We start from the raw sequence: 20794 nt of genomic DNA on the forward strand, positions 1-20794 counted from the left end.
TCGATAACTGTGGATAATAACTATATGTAGCATGTCAAATTATAAGCTATTTTGCTTAGAGATTCAACACAAAACTGAAATTTTACTTTTCCTTATATTCATCTGGTATTGCTATTTGAAATGTTTCACACAACAGCATCACATCATGCACATCATTTTTATCGTGTTCATATCCCAAATGAAGCATTACCTGACTCAATGGTTCAATACAAGAAACAGTTATATCTCCAACTTTTCCAATACCGGAAAAAGTTTTTGATGGAAATATATCTCCCTCATAAACAATTCCGTCATCTGTAAATTCAAAACAATGTAAATCAATGATTCTTTGTTTATCATCTTTCCAGACAGTATGACCATCCGTTGTATAATCAGTATTTACTTCCTCAAATCCATGCTGCTTAATCACATAAATATAATCATGATAATGTTTCAGTTCAACAAACAAATCAATATCATTGTGTATTCTTGATTCTCTTTTAAGAAGTGCATCAACACCCCATCCGCCATCTAAATATACTTTAATTTCGTTTTGCAAAGCATATTTTATAATTTCACATGCATCTTCTGTACGTACCATAATCTATCCTCCAAATTCAAATCTTTGTATGCTTTCCAACTCACTAAAAGCCTGAAATTTGTCAGTCTTTCATCCTTTTTGTTATCAATCACCAATTAGCTGTAATCCATTAGGATTTAGCTGATATATTTTATCGCACACCTCTTCAATATACTTTCTATCGTGAGAAATGCTAATGACAGCCCCCGGAAATTCTCGGAGCATTTTTCTTATTACCGGACCGGACAATGGTGAAAAATTTCTTGTCGGTTCATCCAGAATAAGAACATTTGCACCACTTAAGCTCATCCTCAAGAGAAGCACTTTCGCCTTTTGTCCGCCTGATAACTCCCGAATCGGATGCTCCATTTCATCTGGTGTGTATTTAAGTGAACCAAGGTATGTTCTAATTCTTGTACGCTCTTCTTTATCTCCTGTTTTATCAAGGTAATCAACCGGTGTAACATCCAAATCCAGCAGGTCTTCATAAGTTTGAGGCATATATTCTGCTTTAATGTCATTCCGATTTAGGAGTTCTTCCGCTATCTTTTTTAGAAGAGTCGTTTTTCCTGCCCCGTTGGCTCCTATCATACAGATTTTTTCTGAACCTTTTATTTTTAAATGAATTCCTTCTGCTAAAATTCTTTTGCCATCCGGAGTCACAAGCTTTGAAAGTTCATATTCTATGACCGTTTTTCCTGCGGGAATGTGTGAGTTTTCATCCCCTAATTTGACAAAGATTGCTTCTTCCTGTTCCGGCATCTGAGTCATATTTTCATCTTCTTTTTCAAATCTTCGTTCCATTGCCTTAACCGTATGCATTTTGTCCTTTAAGTTTTTGGCAACAGACGGTGCTTGTCTGGTACAACTTCTTAATGCACCTTGTACACTCTGCATAACTCTTTGATATTTTTCATCGCGAATCTTTTTCTCCCTACGGTCACTCAGTGCCCGCTGTTTTTGGATTTCAAATTTATGAAGCCGTTCTTCCACATAGCGTCTATAGGGAAGCTTTGCCACGGTATATCTCGCCTTTGTTTTTCGTATAATCTGCTCGATATGTATCACCATGTTGGCAGTACGCTCTATCAGCGTTTCATCGTGTGAAATAAAAAGCACAATGTGCTTCCAGTCATTTATGATTTTTTCCAGTAATGTAAGCGTCGCAATGTCGATGTCATTGGAAGGTTCGTCCAACAACAGCACAGAAACATCGCGAATGAAAAGCCTCATAAGTTGTGTCTTGACTTTTTCGCCTCCTGAAAGACTACCCATTGTCTGGTTACTGTAGAAAAAATCATTTTTCATTCCAAATTTTCCCGCAATAACAGACAATTCTTTAGGCGTTTTCTCCCAGAATATTTCCTCTTCAGAAAAATATTCGTATATTGTTTTTTCCTTATCTTCATCGAGCATCTCCTGCGGAAGATAACCAAGACGTTCGTGTCCCATTATCCTTTCCCCATCTGCTTCTATATAGTTTTCTACAAGCGACGGATTGTATATCCACTTCATTAATGTCGATTTCCCATTTCCCTCTTCTCCAATAATAACTGCCTTATCTCCATCATTTAGCACAAGGTTGAAATCATTAAGAATTATTCTCAGGTCTTTTTTATGTGTTAAATTTAATTTTTTTATCTGCAACATTAAAGTTTCTCCTTTTCGAAGTCTGAGCCAATTATTATTTTGAACACACAAAAACGAGTCTTTTTTGCATACGCAAAAATAGACTCGCTAAATAGCCCCTTATTTCTTTTCCAAAAGGAAAACAAAGGAAATGCCTCTTGCGATAATCCAACTTAAGCGTACACAAAACAAACCTATTCTCTACAGGCTCAATAACTATATGTGTCTTACTTAAATCAAATTATCTATTAATCATTTCCTCACCTTACACAAAATGTGCCTTTCTTTCTTCTAATGGCAATACTATCATACTGTATTTTTTGTGTCAATACATTTCACCTTATGGAAGTGCAAATTAAAATTTTCACTTCCTAATTATACATCCAACCATTACGAAATTCAATCTTTCACAACCTCTTTACAACCACAACCACAGCACTCCAGCAAACGCAGGAGCACCATACCGTAAAACGCTTATGTGTAAATCAACTCCGTTCCTACAACTTCCCTCACACAAGCCTGAATATTATTCATTCTTCCAATCCATTCGTAGGGATTATCTTTCTTTAATTGTTCCGTCACATCTTGTCTGTCGGCATATTCCTTTACCAGTCGAAGAAACATATCCTCTGCTTGCTTATCGACTTCTGCAAGATAACTATGCAGCTTTCCGCTTGTCAGCAGGTTCATATATAACACTTTATAGTGTTCCTTTAAATGCCTTGCATGTCGTTTCCCCCATAAACCAATCGGCTCTATTTCTTCTTCGGCTGGTACTGTGATGTTCGGCAATAAATAATCACCCACCTGTCTATAAGTTCCGCCCATTTCTTCAAAAATTGTCTTTGTCATTTTCCTTTTCCTCCTGTGATTTTTGTCTATCGTGATCGTGTATTATCACGCTTGCGACCTTTAACTGTTCTTGCCTGCTCCAACAAATCATCTATCTGTTTGCGACCAAAAACCTTACGGAGCAGGCTGTAATCTTTATTTTCTGCTTTTAGGATTTTGTTTTCTTCGGTCAATCTTTCATTGACTTTCTCCAAACGCTGATTGGTGCGGTATAACTGTGCATTCGCTGTATTCAGCCTATGATAGTTGTCCCACCCCTCAAAGCAGCGGGCAAGCACCGTTTTGACAAGTTGCTTCAATTTCCTTACAACCGGCTCTGCCATTTTGGTTTTATATGCCTTTGCAGTCATAAATTTCTCTGGTTCTGGCAACTGATATTTCGGTGCAGTATCAAGCTCTATTTCAAGATTTGACAGCTCGTCTTTTGCCTTATCATAGTTCAATACTCGTTCCGACAACACATCAAATTCAATCTGTTTCTGCTCGATTTTCGCACCTAATGCCGCCACTTCTTTTTCTCTTTCCTGCTTTTTATAATCCAAAACAGAAAGATGTTTTTCGTGTGTGCCTAAATGTTCCCACTCAATCCCATAACGTTCCATCACCGCCGCAAGCTGTTCTTTTTCGGACTGTATCCATTGCGACCACTCCGTATCGCCACGACTGCCGCCCTTAAAACCTTGCGTTGCAAGAGCCTGCTTTAGTGACACTCTTGTATCAAGTCCACGCTTGCTGCCTGTGGTAAAAGGTACAAAATCTATGTGCAGATGTGGTGTAGCTTCATCCATATGCAGATGAGCCGAGAACACCCGAAGCTGTGGATTTCGCTCCTGAAAACCCTGATAGTATTCATCTAAAATCTGCTTTGCCAGTTCTCCGTTTTCCGTATCGGCGTTCATATTTCCCTTACCGCCCACCTGTAAAATGATTTCGTGGAACGGTTTTTCCTGCTTGGAACTTCGGATTTTTTCATAATAATCTTTTATCTTTCGGTCTGACCTTATCTGCTTGGCATTGTATCTTTCCAATGCTTCATCAAACAATTCGTGATAAACTGTCTTTATATTTTCATTGCAGTAGTCGATATTGAGATGAGTACGAGTTCCGTCTACATTTTCTGCTCGGAACTTTCGGCTATTGTGATTGACCGAGCCTTTACCGACCATTGCACTTATCGTTCTCTGCATTTTTTCATCTCCCATCTGTAAATTTCAACATTCTCAGGTTTTGTTACTTTTGTCAAAAGTAACGCAAAAGCACTTTTGACGGGTACACCCATCAAAAATGCGACCTGTAAACAGGTTTTGCGTTCTCCGAAGGCTCTCCGAGGGGTGAGCGTGTGCCGGTGGCACACACGCCTGCGAACCGACCGAGCCAGCAGGCGAGACCAAAGAGCCGCCTTTGAAAAGGCACTCTCTGCACACTCCCCTAAACTTTATCCGGTGTCAAAGTGTGACGATGGTGACAATGTTTTTCACAGCGTGCTGCTCTCAAAAACATTGACACCTTTGACACCGTTTGTCACGCCGTCTGCTCGGTTTCTTTCCAAAGTGAAACCTTTCTTCCGTCGTGTGTGCGGCTGTTCTGATAACGGATACCGTAATCACGAAACAGCCTGCTTGCGTTGATACTGAGCCTTAAAGAAAGTACATTCGGCTTTATATCCACCGCAAGCCTTTCGCAAAGTTCCGAAGCAGTTCCTTCCCATCTGTCACTTTCCGAAAAGAGCGTATCCGCTATCTTCTCAAGCAGAGGTTCGGGCGGTTCTTTCCACATCTCCGTTTCCGATTTTGCAAAGTTCCACACCAATCGCTCGCTGTCCCTTACAAGATGGATTTTCATATCCTGCTGGTCTCTGCCAGCAACATCAAGTGTGGCATTGTTGGAAGTACGCTTGTCCTTACTGAGAACAAATGCACCGTCTGCCGCACCCATCAGACCATTCGTGCCTGAAATCATATCGAATATATCTTCCGATTTTTGTTTGCGTGTATGATGAACAATAAGCATTGAAACCTTGTAACTGTCTGCCAACGCTTTCAGCCTTGCCACAACATCATAATCACTTGCGTAGCTGTAATCTGCTCCGCCTGCTTCACGCACACGCTTTAAGGTGTCTATGATAATCAAGCCTGTGTCTGGGTGTTCCCTCATAAACCCTCTTATCTGTTCTTCCAGTCCGCCATTGACCGTTTTACATTCCGTTGCGAAATACAGATTGCCTGTCTCCTTTGCACCGAACATCTGAAACAATCGCTTCTGCAAACGTGGGTAATCATCTTCAAGGGCAAAATAAAGCACCGTTGCCTTACGCACCTTATACTCCCAAAGCGGTGTGCCTGTGCTGATATGATAGGCAAGCTGTGCCATCATAAAGCTCTTTCCCACTTTCGGGGAACCTACGAAAAGGTAAGTTCCCCTTTGGAGCAGACCGTCGATAAGTGGTGTCTGAACCTCAAACACCGTATCATACAGCGTTGTCATTGATACTGTTTTCAGATAGGAAGGGTCTAACTGTCTGAGTATTTCCCTTTGCATTTCTTCAAAAGATTGCTCGTACCCCTTGAAATCCGTATCCTGATTGACTATACTATTGTCAGTACATTTGGAAAGTGACTGTTCCGCATCTGTTGCCGCAGATACATTTGGAATAGTCATTTCTTTTTTATTCTCCATTCGCATCCTCTCCTTTCAAACCGCCGAGAATAATGGAAATCAGTTCTATTACACTCAGCAGTTCATCATCCACACCTTTTCCTGCTTCAATCCTTTTCAGTTCCGCAAGGACTGTGGCAAATTCCGTTTTCAACGCCTTATACACTCTCGGATTGCCCTGTACCACCACATCCTGATTTAAGCAACGGCGGTAACAATACTCCTGTTTTGGCAATCCTGATAGAGCTACAGCTCTGTTAATGAGTTCGTTTTCTTCGGGCGATACTCGAAACCCTACTGTGATATTCCTCCAACGATTTTTGTTATCTCTGTTCTTAGCTGACATTTTCAAAATCTCCTTTCCCTAAATCATCTAATTTTTCTGCCATCTCAATCTGCTTTGACGGAAAGAGGTGTGCGTACTGATAAGTAATATCAATACTTTCGTGACCAACTCGGTCAGCAATCGCCACCGCAGAAAAGCCCATATCAATCAAGAGTGAAATGTGGCTGTGACGGAGATCGTGAATGCGGATACGCTTCACGCCTGCCGCCTTTGCCCCTCTGTCCATCTCGTGATGAAGATAGCTTTTCGTCACCGTAAAGATACGGTCTTTCTTCTTCAATCCGTAAAGCATACCGAGATATTCTTTCATTTCCTCACACAGAAACTTCGGCATTTTAATCGTGCGGTTGCTCTTTTTCGTTTTCGGAGAAGTAATCACATCCTGCCCTTTCAAACGCTGATAGGATTTATTGATTGTGACTGTTTCCTTATCAAAGTTGAAATCTGCCGGAGTCAAAGCTAACAGCTCGCCCTCTCGGATACCGCACCAGTAAAGCATTTCAAACGCATAAAAGGAAACAGGCTTGTCCATCATCTCAAAAGAGAATTTCTTGTATTCTTCCTTTGTCCAGAACAGCATTTCCTTGTGTTCCTCACGTCCCATATTTCCCACCTTTGCCGCAGGATTGGAACGCAGTTCATAGTAGCGGACAGCGTGATTGAAAATGGCGGACAACTGATTGTGCAGCGTTTTCAGATACGTCTGTGAATAAGGCTTTTTCTTCTCATCACGATAGGCAAGCATTTCATTCTGCCAAGTAATAATCTCCTTTGTGGAAATCTCGCTGATTTTCAGTTTCCCGAAATACGGAAGTATCTTTGTGCGTATGATATGCTCTTTGGTAAGCCACGTGTTTTCCTTCAAACGGTTCTTCACATCATTGATATAAAGCTCCGTAAAGGCTTCAAAACTCATATCAAGGTCTGAAGAAGTCTGCAATTTGAACATTCTTTCCCATTCCTGTGCTTCTCGTTTGGTAGCAAAGCCACGCTTGCATTTCTGCTTGCGTTCCCCTTTCCAGTTCACATACCTTGCCATCACATACCAAGTACCGTTATCTTCATTCTTAAATACCGGCATTTACATTTCCCCCTTTCCTGCTCCGTAGAGCCTTTCGTAAAAATACTGGCGATTTACACGCCCTGCAATCGTAATAAAGCCCTTTGCTTTCAATTCCTCATTTAATTGTCTGATGAGTTTATATGCATAAGGTTTTGATACGTTTAGTTCCTGAGCCACATCTTCGGCTCGGATAAATCTGTTTTCCATATCCTTTTTCTTCCTTTCTTAAAATAATTTTTTGCTTGCCGCTTTCTCCGTGTTAAAGTTCCAACAGGCACTCCTGCTTGTCGGCAGGCGCTGTGCTGTCCCAATGCACCGCAGTACATCAGGCGCTCGCTCGTATAGGGGTTCCCGAAAAGTCGGAGACTTTTGGGGAAGAGGAGGAGCAGTGCAGCGAATGAGCTTTTGTGCTTGCACACAAGCGAACGATACGGAACTTGCTCCGACGAGGTCTTGGCGGTTTGGCTTTTCGGACGGTCATTCAGTTGTCGCATTAAGCATATTTGTTTAATTCGTAATTTATTTTACTAAACATATTTGCTATTGTCAAGTGGTTGCAAAGAAAATATTAAACATTTTTGTTTCGGTTTTTCTTGACTTCCACTAAACATTTCTGCTATACTTATTTCACTAAATATAAAAGGAGCGTATCATTATGGCTATCAGCGAAAGAATACATTTTTTCAGACTAATGCGTGGTATGACACAAAAGTATCTCGGTACAGCAATCGGTTTTCCAGAAAAGAGTGCTGATGTGCGTTTGGCACAGTACGAAACTGGTACACGCAAACCGAAAGCAGACCTTACAAATGCATTGGCACAGGTGCTTGATGTTTCTCCACAGGCTCTTGATGTTCCTGACATAGACAGCTATATCGGTCTTATGCACACTCTGTTTACCCTTGAAGATATTTACGGTCTTACTGTCAGTGAAGCAGACGGAGAGGTATGCTTAAAGGTCAACAAGGACAAAGGCAGAGAAGCATATGAACTCCTCAAAATGCTGTATGCTTGGAAAGAACAGGCAGACAAGCTATCTTCCGAAGAAATCAACAGAGAAGAATACGATAACTGGCGTTACCATTATCCAGAGTTCGACACCACACAGCGTTGGGCAAAAGTTCCATCACAGGAATTAAGTGACGCTCTCGTGGAAGCATTCAAAGACCACTTGAAAGATAAATAAGCACCTACAGGACCTGCCACTGGCAGCTCCCTACAGATGCTTTGGCAACGACAAAAAAGCCCTTAACTATGGTTATTAACCACAGCTAAGGGCTTAGTTTATAATATGGAATTTGTTCAGAGCCAAGCTCCGAACTTTAGTCTGCAAGCCACCTGTTAATTGTTCCGTTACCCATAAACCACTGGATAACAAGAATAATGGCACTTGCTATGACTGTTATCAATTTGTTATCAAAAGACTAATCGAAATCGCTGAAACCCGCATAAACACTGGCTTTTTTAAGCAACTCGATTTATTCAAACTCAATCGTTCCAGGCGGCTTACTAGTCAGATCATACATTACTCTATTAACACCCTTGACCTCATTAATAATCCTGTTCATAACCTTCTGAAGGACCTCAAATGGTATCTCTGAACAATCAGCTGTCATGAAGTCTGTTGTGTTTACAGCACGGAGTGCTACAGCGTAATCGTAGGTTCTGAAATCTCCCATACAGCCAACTGAACGCATGTTGGTCAGGGCTGCGAAGTACTGACCGAGGCTTCTGTCGAGGCCTGCCTTTGCGATCTCCTCGCGGTAGATGGCGTCGGCGTCCTGAACGATCTTGACCTTCTCGGCTGTGACCTCTCCGATGATTCTTATTCCAAGGCCTGGGCCTGGGAATGGCTGGCGGAATACCAGGTACTCTGGGATTCCAAGCTCAAGGCCGGCCTTGCGGACCTCGTCCTTGAAGAGGAGACGGAGTGGCTCCACGATCTCCTTGAAATCTACATAGTCAGGAAGTCCGCCTACGTTGTGGTGGGACTTGATTACCGCTGACTTGTCAAGACCTGACTCGATGACGTCAGGATATATGGTTCCCTGTACGAGGAAGTCCACGGCACCGATCTTCTTGGCCTCCTCCTCGAATACACGGATGAATTCCTCGCCTATTATCTTTCTCTTTACCTCAGGTTCGGTTACTCCGGCAAGCTTGCTGTAGAATCTGTCCTGAGCATTTACTCTGATGAAGTTTAGGTCATATGGGCCGTCCGGTCCAAATACCGCCTCAACCTCGTCGCCCTCGCTCTTACGGAGAAGGCCGTGGTCTACGAACACACATGTGAGCTGCTTGCCTATCGCCTTGGACAGGAGAACTGCAGCTACTGATGAGTCCACACCACCTGACAGGGCGCACAGCACCTTGCCATCGCCTATCTTGGCACGGAGACTCTCTATTGTATCTTTTACAAATGAATCCATCTTCCAGTCGCCTGCACACTGGCATACATCCATGACAAATGCTCTGAGCATCTTCATACCTTCCTCGGTGTGCATAACCTCTGGGTGGAACTGAGTCGCATACAGCTTCTTCTCAGCATTCTCCATGGCTGCCACTGGGCATACAGGAGTGTAAGCTGTCTTCTTGAAGCCCTCTGGTACCTCTGCAATATAATCTGTGTGACTCATCCAGCAGATGGTCTTGTCATTCACATCTGCAAACAGCTTGGATGTCTTGTCAACCTCAACCTCTGTTCTTCCATACTCGCTGACAGGGGCCGTGCTGACCTTGCCGCCCAGCAGATGAGCCATGAGCTGTGAACCGTAACATATTCCGAGAATAGGAATACCCAGTTCGAATATCTCCTTGCTGCAGCTAGGTGAATCGTCTTTGTATACGCTGTTTGGTCCGCCTGTAAAGATGATTCCCTTTGGATTCATCTCCTTGATCTTCTCCAGCGGCAATGTGTACGGATGTACTTCGGCATATACATTACACTCTCTTACACGTCTGGCGATCAGTTGGTTGTACTGTCCGCCAAAGTCCAATACGATAATCAGTTCCTTATCCATGTATATCTCCTTTGTTGCCTTTTATTACTTATAACAGATTTCTGAACATTTCCTAGTATAACACAATATGCAGCACTTTTGTGCTGCATATTATCTAAAAATTATGTTGTTTTAATTATTTATGCATTTTACATATACGATAGCATTCGAACAGATACTTCACTGACAAATTTATATAACGCAGTAACGTCATCTGCCCTGCCCACTCAGTATTGAAATCTATTATATAACTATATTTATACCAATCTCTATCTTAATCCCTACTTCAGCTTCTCCTTCAGAACCTCAATACCCTTCTGGTACTGGCTGTCATTCTTGCCCTGGAAATCCTCATAGGTATAATCATCTGGAAGATCCACTTCAATATCAGGCGCAACACCCTTCTTGTGGATATCGTTGTCGTCGTGTGTGAAATACTTCTGTGTCGTGAGCTTGATCGCTGTGCCATCACCAAGTGGTATAACGCTCTGCACGATTCCCTTACCGTAGGTATTCTTTCCTACAACAGTTGCAGCCCCGAATTCCTTGAGTGCCGATGTAAGTATCTCTGACGCACTGGCACTGTACTCATTTGTCAGGACTACCATAGGCATATCGAGGTATTCATCATCTGTCGATTTATACTCGTCCACAACCTTGCCGGTCTTGTCCTTGATGGACACTATGGTTCCCTCTGGGAGCAGATAGTCGCAAATGTTTACGACCGTGGTGAGCATTCCACCCGGATCACTTCTGACATCGATCATCAGTGCCTGCATGCCCTCATTCTTGAGCTCCTCAACTGCCTTCTGGAAAAGCTCGTCTGTGTTGTCTATGAACTGCGTGATCCTCACATATCCAATCTTGTCGTCTATCATAAATGATGATACCGTGCTGTACTCAACGATCTCCCTGGTGATGGTGACATCGTGGTAAGCCTTATCACGCTCCCTGTATATCTTCAGCGTAACATCAGTTCCAGCATCGCCTCTTATGAGTGATACGAGGTAGTCAAGATCATCGTCTGTAGTGATCTCGTGATCATCTATCTGTACAATAATGTCATCAGGCTGTATATCCACCTTCTCAGCCGGTGCACCCTCAAGGATATTTACCGCACGGACATATCCCGTATCCTCATCCTTGCTGACCGTAACTCCGATTCCGGCATACTCACCCGAATCATCCTCCTGCAGCTTGGCATACTCTTCCTTGGTGTAATACTGTGCATACGGATCGTCAAGGGATTCCATTATACCCTTGTATATGCCCTCCCTGATCGTATCATCGTCAATATCATTGTAATAATAATTGTCTATGATACTCTCGATCTTCGCTGTCTTGTCAAGTACGTCCGCATCCAACAAATTGCCATCATAGGTTATCTTGGTGGAACTGCCGGTTTTGCCGCTGAGTGTGCCACTGAACACACCTGATGTACCGCAGCCCGTCAGACCGATCACCGTACTTGCCAGCACCGCTGTCACTACTGTCTTCTTCAACATTTTCCTCATATCATTATCTCCTAACCTTGTATTGCCATCAAATACCTGAATCTCTCCATATCCCCTGCCCGGTCTACTGTCCAAGGAAGTCATGCGGATTGACATACGTTCCGTCTATCGACACGCCAAAATGGCAATGCGGACCTGTCGACACACCCGTACTTCCTGCCTTTGCTATGACCTGACCTTTCACAACCTTGTCGCCAACATTTACACATAGCTGTGAGTTGTGCATATATACCGTACATATTCCGCCGCCGTGGCTGATCATGACCATGTTGCCACCGCCGCCATTGTAGCAGGACATCACGACTGTGCCGGCCTCCGCCGCAACAATATCTGTTCCATAATCACAGCCTATATCAAGTCCCTGATGATATGTACTTGCTCCCGCTGTAGGAGCATCTCGGTAACCAAATTCATCCGTGATAACACCTCCGGTCGATACCGGCCACATGAATTTGCCCTTATATTTGGAGGTGTCGTATACCTTTCCATCTTTCGTATACGCACCCGTACCATTTGCATTTGCCTTGCCCATCTCCTGTCTGGATATCTCCGCGATACGTCTCTCGGCTTCCTCACGGGCCACAGTGAACTTGTTCATCAACGACTTCTGGGCTTCTATATCACCATCATATCTAGTGATCTCTTCCTGCTTCTGATCTATAAGGGTCTGCAGTTCAGCCTCGTTACCCTCCAGATCCGTCTTGACCGACTCCACCTGTCTGAGGTCAGATTCAAGCTGCGCCTCATAATTGGCTATATCTGTCTTGGTCTTGATCAGCTTTGCAAGCTGCCTCTGATCGTATTCCGATATCTGGTCTATATACTCTGATTTGTTCAGGAGATCGCTGAATGATATGGATTTGAGCAGGGCATCGACATATTCCGTCTCCCCCTCCTCATACAGATACTGTATTCTCTGCTTCATCGCCTCATACTGCTCATCCTCTGCCTTCTGAGCTTCATCCAGACTTTTCTGAGTTGTGTCTATCTCCGTCTGGAGCTCGTCTGTCTGCTCCTGCAGGCTCGTTATCTGAGTCTGGACGGATGTCATCTTGGCATCCAGATCCGCAACATCCTGAACGATCTTGTTCTGCTGTTCCTCCAGAGAATCCAGAACGTCCTTGGCATTCTTCTCGTTTTCACTGGCATCATCCTTCTGACGCTCTGCCTCTTCCTTCGTCATGGCATATGCCATATTTCCCCCGGTCTGAGACGCAGCCATGCCCCCCATGACTACACATCCCGCAACAAGCAATGCCATCCTTCTGATATTCCCTTTTACATTGACTTTCTTTTTCATAATCTACTACTCCTTGTTATCCCCATCTAACAATTAACTAGTATATCTTATGTCGTCGTGCGTGAGCGCGATGACCTGCGCACGCATCAGCGTGCTTCATTATATTATATCGCCTGCCGGCTCAATGAGGGCATTCGCATTATGACGTCTTGCGCAAGCGCATCCGTCACAATGCTCATTATATCATACTCTCAAATGCTTCCTCGTGGTAAGGATACTTCCTACCAGTCCAACACCGATACCAAGCACAAGTCCAACCGGTATCATGGTCTTGAACAGGTCATGCTGGCTCACAAATGCAAACAGCGTTGTGACAACCTTAAATCTTCCGGCAACATATGTCAGTATCTTATCATACATGTAGTACAGAAGGACCAGAGGTATAGCCGAACCGACCGCACCTATGATCACACCCTCTATGATGAACGGCGCCCGTACAAATACATTTGTCGCACCGATCAGCTTCATGATCCCTATCTCTTCCTTTCGCACCGTGATACCTATGGTTATAGTATTGCTTATAAGGAAGATAGATACCAGCATCAGTATCACAACTATTCCTATGGATGCATATCCGACAAGGGATGACAGTGTCGTGATGCTGTCCGCAGTCACGTCAGAGCTCTTGACCTTTCTGACTCCTGAAAGCCCCTGGGCAAATGCCACGAACTCCGGCTGTCTGGCCACATCCTTGAGCGTAACCTCATATGAGGCCGAATTCTTAAGTGGATTGTCCTCGCCAAATGCATTCTTTGCCGCCTGTGGATCATCGTAGTTCTGCTCAACAAATTTATTCCATGCGTCATCCGCCGACACGTAATCCATCGTGTTTACATAATCCAGAGTTCTTATCTGTGATCCGATAAGCTGTATCGTGTCGTCCGACACATCCTCGTCAAAGAACACTGATATTGTAACTGTATTCTCAAGCTCCTGCATACCGGACTGGAAGTTTACAACCACCGCATATATGATTCCAAAGAGGAACAGACATGATATGATGGTTCCAAGTGATGCAAGTGAGAACAGTATGTTTCTTCTTATATTCGCAAAGCCCTGTCTGAGGATATAGAAAAATGTACTAATCTTCATCTATATATCCTCCTTCCTTCTCGTCGCTGATAATTACACCCTTCTTCAGGGTGATAACTCTCTTCTTCATCTCATTAACGATATCCTTGTTGTGGGTTACCACGACAACTGTGGTTCCTCTCTTGTTGATATCCTCAAGGAGGTTCATGATATCCAATGAGTTCTTAGGATCGAGATTTCCTGTAGGCTCATCCGCCAGTATGATGTCAGGATTGTTGACCAGTGCTCTCGCCATGGCAACTCTCTGCTGCTCACCACCTGAGAGCTCTTTTGGATATGATTTGTACTTGTCTGCAAGTCCAACCAGCGTCAGCATGGCCGGAACACGTCTTCTGATGTATCTCGCCGGAGTCTGGATAACTCTCTGTGCAAATGCAACATTCTCGTATATAGTCCTGTCCTTCAGAAGCCTGAAGTTCTGGAATACGACTCCAATCCTTCTTCTGACCTTCGGTATATCTTTTCTCTTTATCTTGCCATAGTCGTATCCGGCAACAGTGATATTTCCCTCCGTAGGATCGAGCTCCTTGAGCAGAAGCCTAAACAGAGTGGTCTTGCCTGATCCACTGCTTCCAACTATAAATACGAACTCGCCTTTTTCTATATTGATGTTCACATTCTTGAGCGCCTGATTGCCCCCAGGGTATGTCATACTCACGTTCTCTAACTCTATCATCTCATGTCTCCTATATTGCCTCTTTACGGCATAAACTGTACATTATCTTACATTTGTCCATAGTCGGATGATTCTGATTCATTTCATCCTCGCTTCATTATACTACATATTGATTGTTTTGTTGTGTATAGTTTGTGAATTAAAATTAATACACGATGCGGCAGTCTTCATATATCCATATGTAAGGCTGCCGCTTCTATGCAATCTATATTCCAGATAACTGTCCACCGGACATTTTAATAATCCAGTGACTCCATGTACTTCATGTACTTTACAACCATAAGAGCGATCTTGAATGTGATGGCATCCTCGAATACTCTCAGATCAAGGCCTGTGCTCTTCTGCAACTTATCAAGTCTGTATACCAGAGTATTTCTGTGGATGTACAACTGTCTTGATGTCTCTGATACGTTCAGGCTGTTCTCAAAGAACTTGTTGATAGTTGACAAAGTCTCCTCGTCAAACTCATCAGGGCTCTTGCCGTCAAATATCTCTCTGATGAACATCTTGCACAGAGGAAGTGGAAGCTGGTAAATAAGTCGTCCTATTCCAAGATTGCTGTATGCTATGATATCTGTGTTCTCATAGAATATCTTTCCAACATCCAGAGCCATCTTAGCCTCTTTGTATGAACGTGAAACTTCCTTTATCTCATTGACAATTGTTCCGAATGATACATGTACAGATGACATCGCCTCGGTATTGAGCATGTCAACGATGACCTTGGCAATCTTGTTCATGTCGTCATATGTCTCGTTGGACTTGACTTCCTTGACAAGAATGATGTTCTTCTCGTCCACAGCAGTGATGAAATCCTTTGTCTTGGCTGAGAAGATATTACGTACTGTCTCAAGTGCATTGGTATCCTTCTCATTCTTTGTCTCTATGATAAATACGATTCTTCTCACATCAGTATCTATGTGGAGCTTCTTTGCTCTGTTGTAGATATCAACCAGAAGGAGATTGTCTAAAAGAAGGTTCTTGATAAAGTTGTCCTTGTCAAATCTCTCCTTGTATGCGACCAGAAGGTTCTGGATCTGAAATGCTGCAATCTTGCCGACCATATATGTATCATCGGTCTCGCCCTTTGCCATGAGAATATGCTCTAACTGGTTATCGTCAAACACCTTGAAGAACTGATAACCTCTTACAACCTGGCTCTCTGCCGGTGAATCAACAAATGCACGAACTGAATCCTCGCAGTCATCTATATCCTTAAGTGTTGACGCAAGCACTTTTCCCTCTGTGTCCAACACGCACAGGTCAGTTCTTGTTATACCTTTTAATCCGTCTATTGTATCCTGAAGAATCTGGTTTGATATCATTCTTTTCACTCCTTATACTCATTATACGTTTTATCCCGTAATCCATTACTCTTATTTTAAAGCAAAAATGCAGAAAAAAAAAGAGAAAATGCAGATTTTTTATATGTATTTTCTGCATTTTCTCAATTTTCCAAGAATTAAACTACTGTTTCCAGTTATCTGGAGTGTAATTGTAAGTTCTATGTGTTATCTAAGACTAGTTAACAAGGATCTCCTCTGTCTCCTTATCGAAGATATGAATCTTGCTTAAGTCAAATGCGAACTGAACTGTGTCGCCAGGTCTAGCTGTTGTACGAGCATTTACTCTTGCTGTGATATCGAACTGGTCGATTGTGAAGTATAAGTAAACCTCGGCACCAAGCATCTCGTAGATGTTGATTCTTGCATCGATTACGCTCTCTGGTGATGACTCGATGAAGAGCTGCTCATCATGAATATCCTCTGGACGGATACCAAGAACAACTTCCTTATCGATAGCATCAAGTGCGATAAGTCTCTCAGCCTTGCTGTCTGGAACCTTGATTGAATGTGAACCGAACATAAGGAGAACGTCAGCACCTGACTTAACAACCTTACAATCGATGAAGTTCATAGGTGGCATACCCATGAATCCGGCAACGAACAGGTTACATGGCTTGTCGTAGAGGTTCTGAGGTGTATCTACCTGCTGGATGATACCATCCTTCATAACTACGATTCTTGTACCAAGTGTCATAGCCTCTGTCTGGTCATGTGTTACGTAGATGATAGTTGTCTGGAGTCTCTGATGAAGCTTTGAGATCTCAACACGCATCTGTACACGAAGCTTAGCGTCAAGGTTTGAAAGAGGCTCGTCCATAAGGAATACCTTTGGCTCACGGACAATTGCACGTCCCATAGCAACTCGCTGTCTCTGTCCACCTGATAAAGCCTTTGGCTTTCTGTCAAGAAGATGCTCGATATCAAGAATCTTAGCTGCCTCATGTACAGCCTTGTCGATCTTCTCCTTTGGAACCTTTCTTAACTTAAGTCCAAATGCCATGTTATCATATACTGACATATGTGGGTACAGAGCGTAGTTCTGGAATACCATCGCAATATCTCTGTCCTTTGGCTCTACATCGTTTACGAGCTTGTCGCCGATCCATAACTCACCTGAGCTGATATCCTCAAGTCCTGCTATCATTCTAAGAGTTGTTGACTTTCCACATCCTGATGGTCCAACAAAGATGATGAACTCCTTGTCTTCGATCTCAAGGTTGAAGTCCTTAACTGCGTTGAATCCGTTAGGATATACCTTGTAAATGTTCTTAAGTGATAAACTTGCCATTTGAAATTACCTCCGTAGTGTATATAATCTTGTTTTTGTTCACCCTAAAAACTATTGTTATTCTACATCATTGGCATTTTTCATTCTATGTGATTATTGCTCAAAAAAATTTTTAAACTTTTGTCTAAATTGTATACATGCACAAATTTTGCAACATTTTGACGGTTTTCGAACCGTTTTCCCTTGGTTTAAACTTCCTTTTTTGTGAAACCTTCACCATACCCATTTATGTCAATAGAGTTTTTCGTCACGTTTTCGGTATATTTTATTACTTTTGCCTATTGTTTTTACTCATATATATACTTGACAAACCAGAAAAATGTAGAACAGCCGGCAAAATCTGTAACATTTTGTACTACAGTAAAAAAACTCTGCTGATATCGGTGTTTTCTATTCCGATATCAGCAGAGTTTTCTATATATTTTCTACATATTCTTCTATATCTAGTTGTTGGCTGCGTTGTCCACACCTATTACTACGACAATGTCTGCACCTGAAATGTCGACATCTGAAGCAACAGATGAGTCAATATCTGATCTGTCAGCCGTTGCCGCTCCACCCAGAAGGCTTACAAGTCCGCTCACATCATATGAATCTGATGTGTAGATAACTGTTGTTGACTGATCTCCGTTGTCATATGTTCCTATATCTACTGATGTGTATCCATCCGCTGTGAGTGTTGTCTGCCATGTAGCTGCCACACCTGACACGCCTGATGCGTTGAGCACTACTACTTTTGCATTCTTGCCATTTCCTGCATTTGCATCCTCTGTTGAAGCGTCCTGTGAGCTGTCATCCGCTGATGTGTCTGAGCTGTCTGCAGCATCGCCTGAACCTCCAAATGTAGGATCTGACGGATCTGACTCCTCAGTCACGATGCTTGTCTTATTGCCCGTGTCCGATGCGTCTGATTTCTTGCTCTTGCTGACGGTTCGTGCAAGCAGTACGAGCATGACAACTATAGCCACTGCAAGTATGATAACCGCTGCTCTGAGCATTGTATCTAAGAATAATTTCATTACTTTCTTACCCATTATATAGCCTCCATCTCAATATAAATGTATATTCTCATTTGTTAACAAAAACAACTAGAGTATACCAAAGTGCTTTTTTATTTTCAACATTTAATTCGCATGATATACTAGAATTAAATTTTTGTTCACAAATAGCGGAGGTACAGATTTGAAAACAGCGATAATAATTGGCGCCTCGACAGGCATCGGAAGGGCGACAGCACTGGCGCTTTCAGGCAAATATAACAGCATATCTATCACTTCATTCAAACACAAAGAAGAGCTTCTCTCTCTGAGAGACGAACTTACGGCAAAAGGCTGCATCTGTTACTGTGAGACCGGAGACGCCGGGGATATGGAATTTATGGAGAAGTTTATACAAAATACCATAGATCATCTCGGCAGCGACATCGATCTCCTCATCAACAATGCCGGCATATCTTATGTGGGGCTTATAAACGATATGACCGCACAGGATTTTGACAGAACCATGAAGTCAAATGTGTACTCGGTTTTCAATAGCTGCCGACTCGTGGTTCCTCACATGATCCAGCACCACAAAGGACACATAATCAATATCTCGTCCGTGTGGGGAAATGTCGGTGCGTCGTGTGAGGTCGCATATTCAGCCTCCAAGGGTGCTGTAAATTCCTTCTCAAAGGCTCTTGGAAAGGAGCTTGCTCCAAGCGGTATAACCGTCAACGCCATAGCATTTGGCGCAATTGACACCTCCATGAACGGTCATCTGTCACCGGAGGAACGCCAGATGCTGGAGGATGAAATACCTGCAGGAAGAATGGCCAAACCTTCTGAAGCGGCAGATTTCATTGTGCACATTGCCGAGTGTGGAGAATACCTGAATGGTCAGGTGATCACATTTGATGGCGCATGGCAATAGGTGCTTTTCATCAAATTTTACAACAGTATAGGCAATTTCGTCCAAATTTCTATTGCTTAATTGTATATATTGCATTAGAATATTTTATATATGTTATAGAATCGGGGTTATAAAATGGGATTTGGATTTGGGAAAAAGAAGAAAAATATTTCATCGGACACAACTCCCGCCGCCGCAGATATCAAGACTACTCTTGACGAGGACGGCAATGTGGAGATTGTTTCCAAAAACTTCAAGATGAAGCCGACACAAAAGCTGGCGGAGCAACCATCCAGTGAAGGGAACACTTGGATCTGCTGGGGATGCGGACAGCCTACGGATCAGGATATCTGTCCTGTCTGCGGTAAGAAACGCACAAAGTAACAACACACACACACAAGGGGCTGTGAAAAAACTCGATTGAGTTTTTTCGCAGCCCTTTTTTACTTTATTGCAATGCGGTCACTGCGCATCGCTTACATTTATTTTCTCTACACTCTGCTAAAATGTGATTCCAAGAGCATTTATTATGAGTCCCCACGCAAGTCCTGCAGCATACAGCACCACTGCTATCCTTATATTCTCCACAGGTCTATGTCTGTTCATCCTAAAGAGCACCACAAGGCCTACTCCTGCACTCACCAGAAGTCCTGACATCATAGCACCCGCGCTGAGTATTCCCTGAAGATACAGCTCGGTTATTATGACTGATGCCGCACAGTTAGGAATAAGACCCACCAACGCTGCTGCCGCCTCTCCAAGCACAGGCACATCATTGAATATGCGGGCTATGGATTCCTCTCCTACAGCCTCTATGATCACATTTATCACAAGTGAGAATATAAATATAAATATCGCAATCTTTGCAGTGTGCACCAGAGCAGATCTGAATATTCCACCCTCGCAGTCGCAGTGTTCCTGTTCGCACACCTCATGGATATTCTTCTCTCCCAAATGTCCGTGGTCGTGACTGTGCTCATGGACATAGTCATGCACATGTCCCTTTCCTTTCTTCTCAGCAGCATCCTTATACACTATATTCTGTGTATGTATGGAGCTTTCTGCCGCTTTTGCAGTGTCACTGTGCACATGTCCGCCATGGTGTTCGTGTTCATCATGTCCGCCATGTCTGTGGACTGGATCTATCTTCTTTACCTGGACCGGCTTTCTCAGTCTGTCCAGCACAAATCCTACTATATAGCCTGTTATTACGGCTATGACCGCCTTTGTCGCAAGGATCTTCACTATTGTCCCCGCGCTTATCGCGTCATTTGACAGCATGATCGGCAGCATCTCGTCCGAGGTTGACATGAACACGGCTATGAGCACGCCCGCCCCTATCACGCCTCCGCTGTACAGGTTGGATGCCATAAGTGAAAATCCGCACTGTGGCACTATTCCCAGCACTCCGCCAATCAATGGCCCAAGCTTCTCTGCCTTTCCAAGCACATGTGCCTGTCGGCCTGCAGTTTTTCTCTCAAGCCACTCCATGACCACATAGGTGATGAGCAGAAACGGGATGAGCTTCACCGTATCAAACAGTGCATCCTTAAATGAATCTATAAGCAATTCCTTCATATTATAA

At 43.2% G+C, this 20794-nt stretch carries 20 protein-coding genes; 3 read left to right on the forward strand and 17 right to left on the reverse strand.

The genetic code is table 11. The features are described 5' to 3' along the window. Window positions 1–82: 82 nt before the first annotated feature. The 8 genes from DXB91_RS09615 to DXB91_RS09650 all read right to left on the reverse strand — a co-directional run bounded on the left by DXB91_RS09615 (window position 83) and on the right by DXB91_RS09650 (window position 7311). Window positions 83–580, reverse strand: a complete 498-nt coding sequence (locus tag DXB91_RS09615; protein ID WP_009247521.1) for a nucleotidyltransferase domain-containing protein — start codon at window positions 578–580, stop codon at window positions 83–85. A gap of 84 nt (window positions 581–664) precedes the next feature. Beyond that, the gene (locus DXB91_RS09620) at window positions 665–2209 is read right to left on the reverse strand and encodes an ATP-binding cassette domain-containing protein (protein WP_009247522.1); all 1545 of its coding nucleotides are present in this window, start codon (window positions 2207–2209) and stop codon (window positions 665–667) included. Between the two features lie 453 nt (window positions 2210–2662). Continuing rightward, window positions 2663–3040 (reverse strand): TnpV protein, encoded by a 378-nt coding sequence (locus DXB91_RS09625; protein WP_009247523.1) that lies wholly within the window; start codon window positions 3038–3040, stop codon window positions 2663–2665. Between the two features lie 26 nt (window positions 3041–3066). Further along, the gene (locus DXB91_RS09630; RefSeq protein WP_019190307.1) at window positions 3067–4206 is read right to left on the reverse strand and encodes a plasmid recombination protein; all 1140 of its coding nucleotides are present in this window, start codon (window positions 4204–4206) and stop codon (window positions 3067–3069) included. A 355-nt stretch (window positions 4207–4561) separates the two neighbouring features. Beyond that, window positions 4562–5716 carry an AAA family ATPase gene (locus DXB91_RS09635; protein WP_009247525.1) on the reverse strand — a complete coding sequence of 385 codons (1155 nt, stop codon included), beginning with the start codon at window positions 5714–5716 and terminating at the stop codon, window positions 4562–4564. Next, window positions 5706–6041: a plasmid mobilization protein gene (locus tag DXB91_RS09640; protein WP_009247526.1), complete on the reverse strand. Its 336-nt coding sequence runs from the start codon at window positions 6039–6041 to the stop codon at window positions 5706–5708. The genes DXB91_RS09635 and DXB91_RS09640 overlap by 11 nt, the downstream gene beginning before the upstream one ends. Continuing rightward, window positions 6031–7122 (reverse strand): site-specific integrase, encoded by a 1092-nt coding sequence (locus tag DXB91_RS09645; protein ID WP_009247527.1) that lies wholly within the window; start codon window positions 7120–7122, stop codon window positions 6031–6033. The genes DXB91_RS09640 and DXB91_RS09645 overlap by 11 nt, the downstream gene beginning before the upstream one ends. After that, on the reverse strand, window positions 7123–7311 hold the full coding sequence (locus DXB91_RS09650) for a transcriptional regulator (protein WP_009247528.1): 189 nt from the start codon (window positions 7309–7311) through the stop codon (window positions 7123–7125). It lies immediately after the preceding gene. Window positions 7312–7759: 448 nt separating this feature from the next. On the opposite strand from DXB91_RS09650, the gene DXB91_RS09655 reads away from it, so the two are divergent. Further along, entirely contained in the window at window positions 7760–8290 is a 531-nt protein-coding gene (locus DXB91_RS09655) for a helix-turn-helix domain-containing protein (RefSeq protein WP_009247529.1), read from the forward strand. A gap of 292 nt (window positions 8291–8582) precedes the next feature. Here the strand turns inward: DXB91_RS09655 and guaA are convergent, their stop codons facing one another. The 8 genes from guaA to DXB91_RS09695 all read right to left on the reverse strand — a co-directional run bounded on the left by guaA (window position 8583) and on the right by DXB91_RS09695 (window position 18353). Then, the gene (gene guaA, locus DXB91_RS09660; protein WP_118017759.1) at window positions 8583–10124 is read right to left on the reverse strand and encodes a glutamine-hydrolyzing GMP synthase; all 1542 of its coding nucleotides are present in this window, start codon (window positions 10122–10124) and stop codon (window positions 8583–8585) included. Between the two features lie 260 nt (window positions 10125–10384). Further along, entirely contained in the window at window positions 10385–11617 is a 1233-nt protein-coding gene (locus DXB91_RS09665) for a S41 family peptidase (protein ID WP_055147201.1), read from the reverse strand. Between the two features lie 64 nt (window positions 11618–11681). Beyond that, window positions 11682–12917 carry a murein hydrolase activator EnvC family protein gene (locus DXB91_RS09670; protein WP_022216897.1) on the reverse strand — a complete coding sequence of 412 codons (1236 nt, stop codon included), beginning with the start codon at window positions 12915–12917 and terminating at the stop codon, window positions 11682–11684. 183 nt (window positions 12918–13100) lie between these two features. Beyond that, window positions 13101–14009 carry a permease-like cell division protein FtsX gene (ftsX, locus tag DXB91_RS09675; protein ID WP_015533994.1) on the reverse strand — a complete coding sequence of 303 codons (909 nt, stop codon included), beginning with the start codon at window positions 14007–14009 and terminating at the stop codon, window positions 13101–13103. Then, window positions 13999–14685, reverse strand: a complete 687-nt coding sequence (ftsE, locus tag DXB91_RS09680; RefSeq protein WP_022216898.1) for a cell division ATP-binding protein FtsE — start codon at window positions 14683–14685, stop codon at window positions 13999–14001. Before ftsE ends, ftsX begins: the two co-directional genes overlap by 11 nt. Before the next feature lie 236 nt (window positions 14686–14921). Then, a complete protein-coding gene (locus DXB91_RS09685; protein WP_055224350.1) occupies window positions 14922–16010 on the reverse strand; it encodes a PucR family transcriptional regulator in 1089 nt (362 codons plus the stop codon). A 196-nt stretch (window positions 16011–16206) separates the two neighbouring features. Continuing rightward, entirely contained in the window at window positions 16207–17319 is a 1113-nt protein-coding gene (locus tag DXB91_RS09690; RefSeq protein ID WP_004851294.1) for an ABC transporter ATP-binding protein, read from the reverse strand. 443 nt (window positions 17320–17762) lie between these two features. After that, the gene (locus tag DXB91_RS09695; RefSeq protein WP_055147189.1) at window positions 17763–18353 is read right to left on the reverse strand and encodes a LytR C-terminal domain-containing protein; all 591 of its coding nucleotides are present in this window, start codon (window positions 18351–18353) and stop codon (window positions 17763–17765) included. Between the two features lie 148 nt (window positions 18354–18501). On the opposite strand from DXB91_RS09695, the gene DXB91_RS09700 reads away from it, so the two are divergent. Further along, the gene (locus DXB91_RS09700) at window positions 18502–19230 is read left to right on the forward strand and encodes an SDR family NAD(P)-dependent oxidoreductase (RefSeq protein ID WP_118017761.1); all 729 of its coding nucleotides are present in this window, start codon (window positions 18502–18504) and stop codon (window positions 19228–19230) included. A gap of 114 nt (window positions 19231–19344) precedes the next feature. Continuing rightward, window positions 19345–19593, forward strand: coding sequence for a hypothetical protein (locus DXB91_RS09705; RefSeq protein ID WP_118017763.1), 249 nt, complete (start codon window positions 19345–19347; stop codon window positions 19591–19593). A 117-nt stretch (window positions 19594–19710) separates the two neighbouring features. On the opposite strand, the gene DXB91_RS09710 is transcribed toward DXB91_RS09705, so the two are convergent. After that, on the reverse strand, window positions 19711–20787 hold the full coding sequence (locus tag DXB91_RS09710; RefSeq protein WP_055273844.1) for a putative manganese transporter: 1077 nt from the start codon (window positions 20785–20787) through the stop codon (window positions 19711–19713). Window positions 20788–20794: the final 7 nt, after the last annotated feature.

It is taken from the genome of Coprococcus sp. OM06-34AC (assembly GCF_003462545.1).
In the GTDB taxonomy this organism is placed as follows: domain Bacteria; phylum Bacillota; class Clostridia; order Lachnospirales; family Lachnospiraceae; genus Coprococcus; species Coprococcus aceti.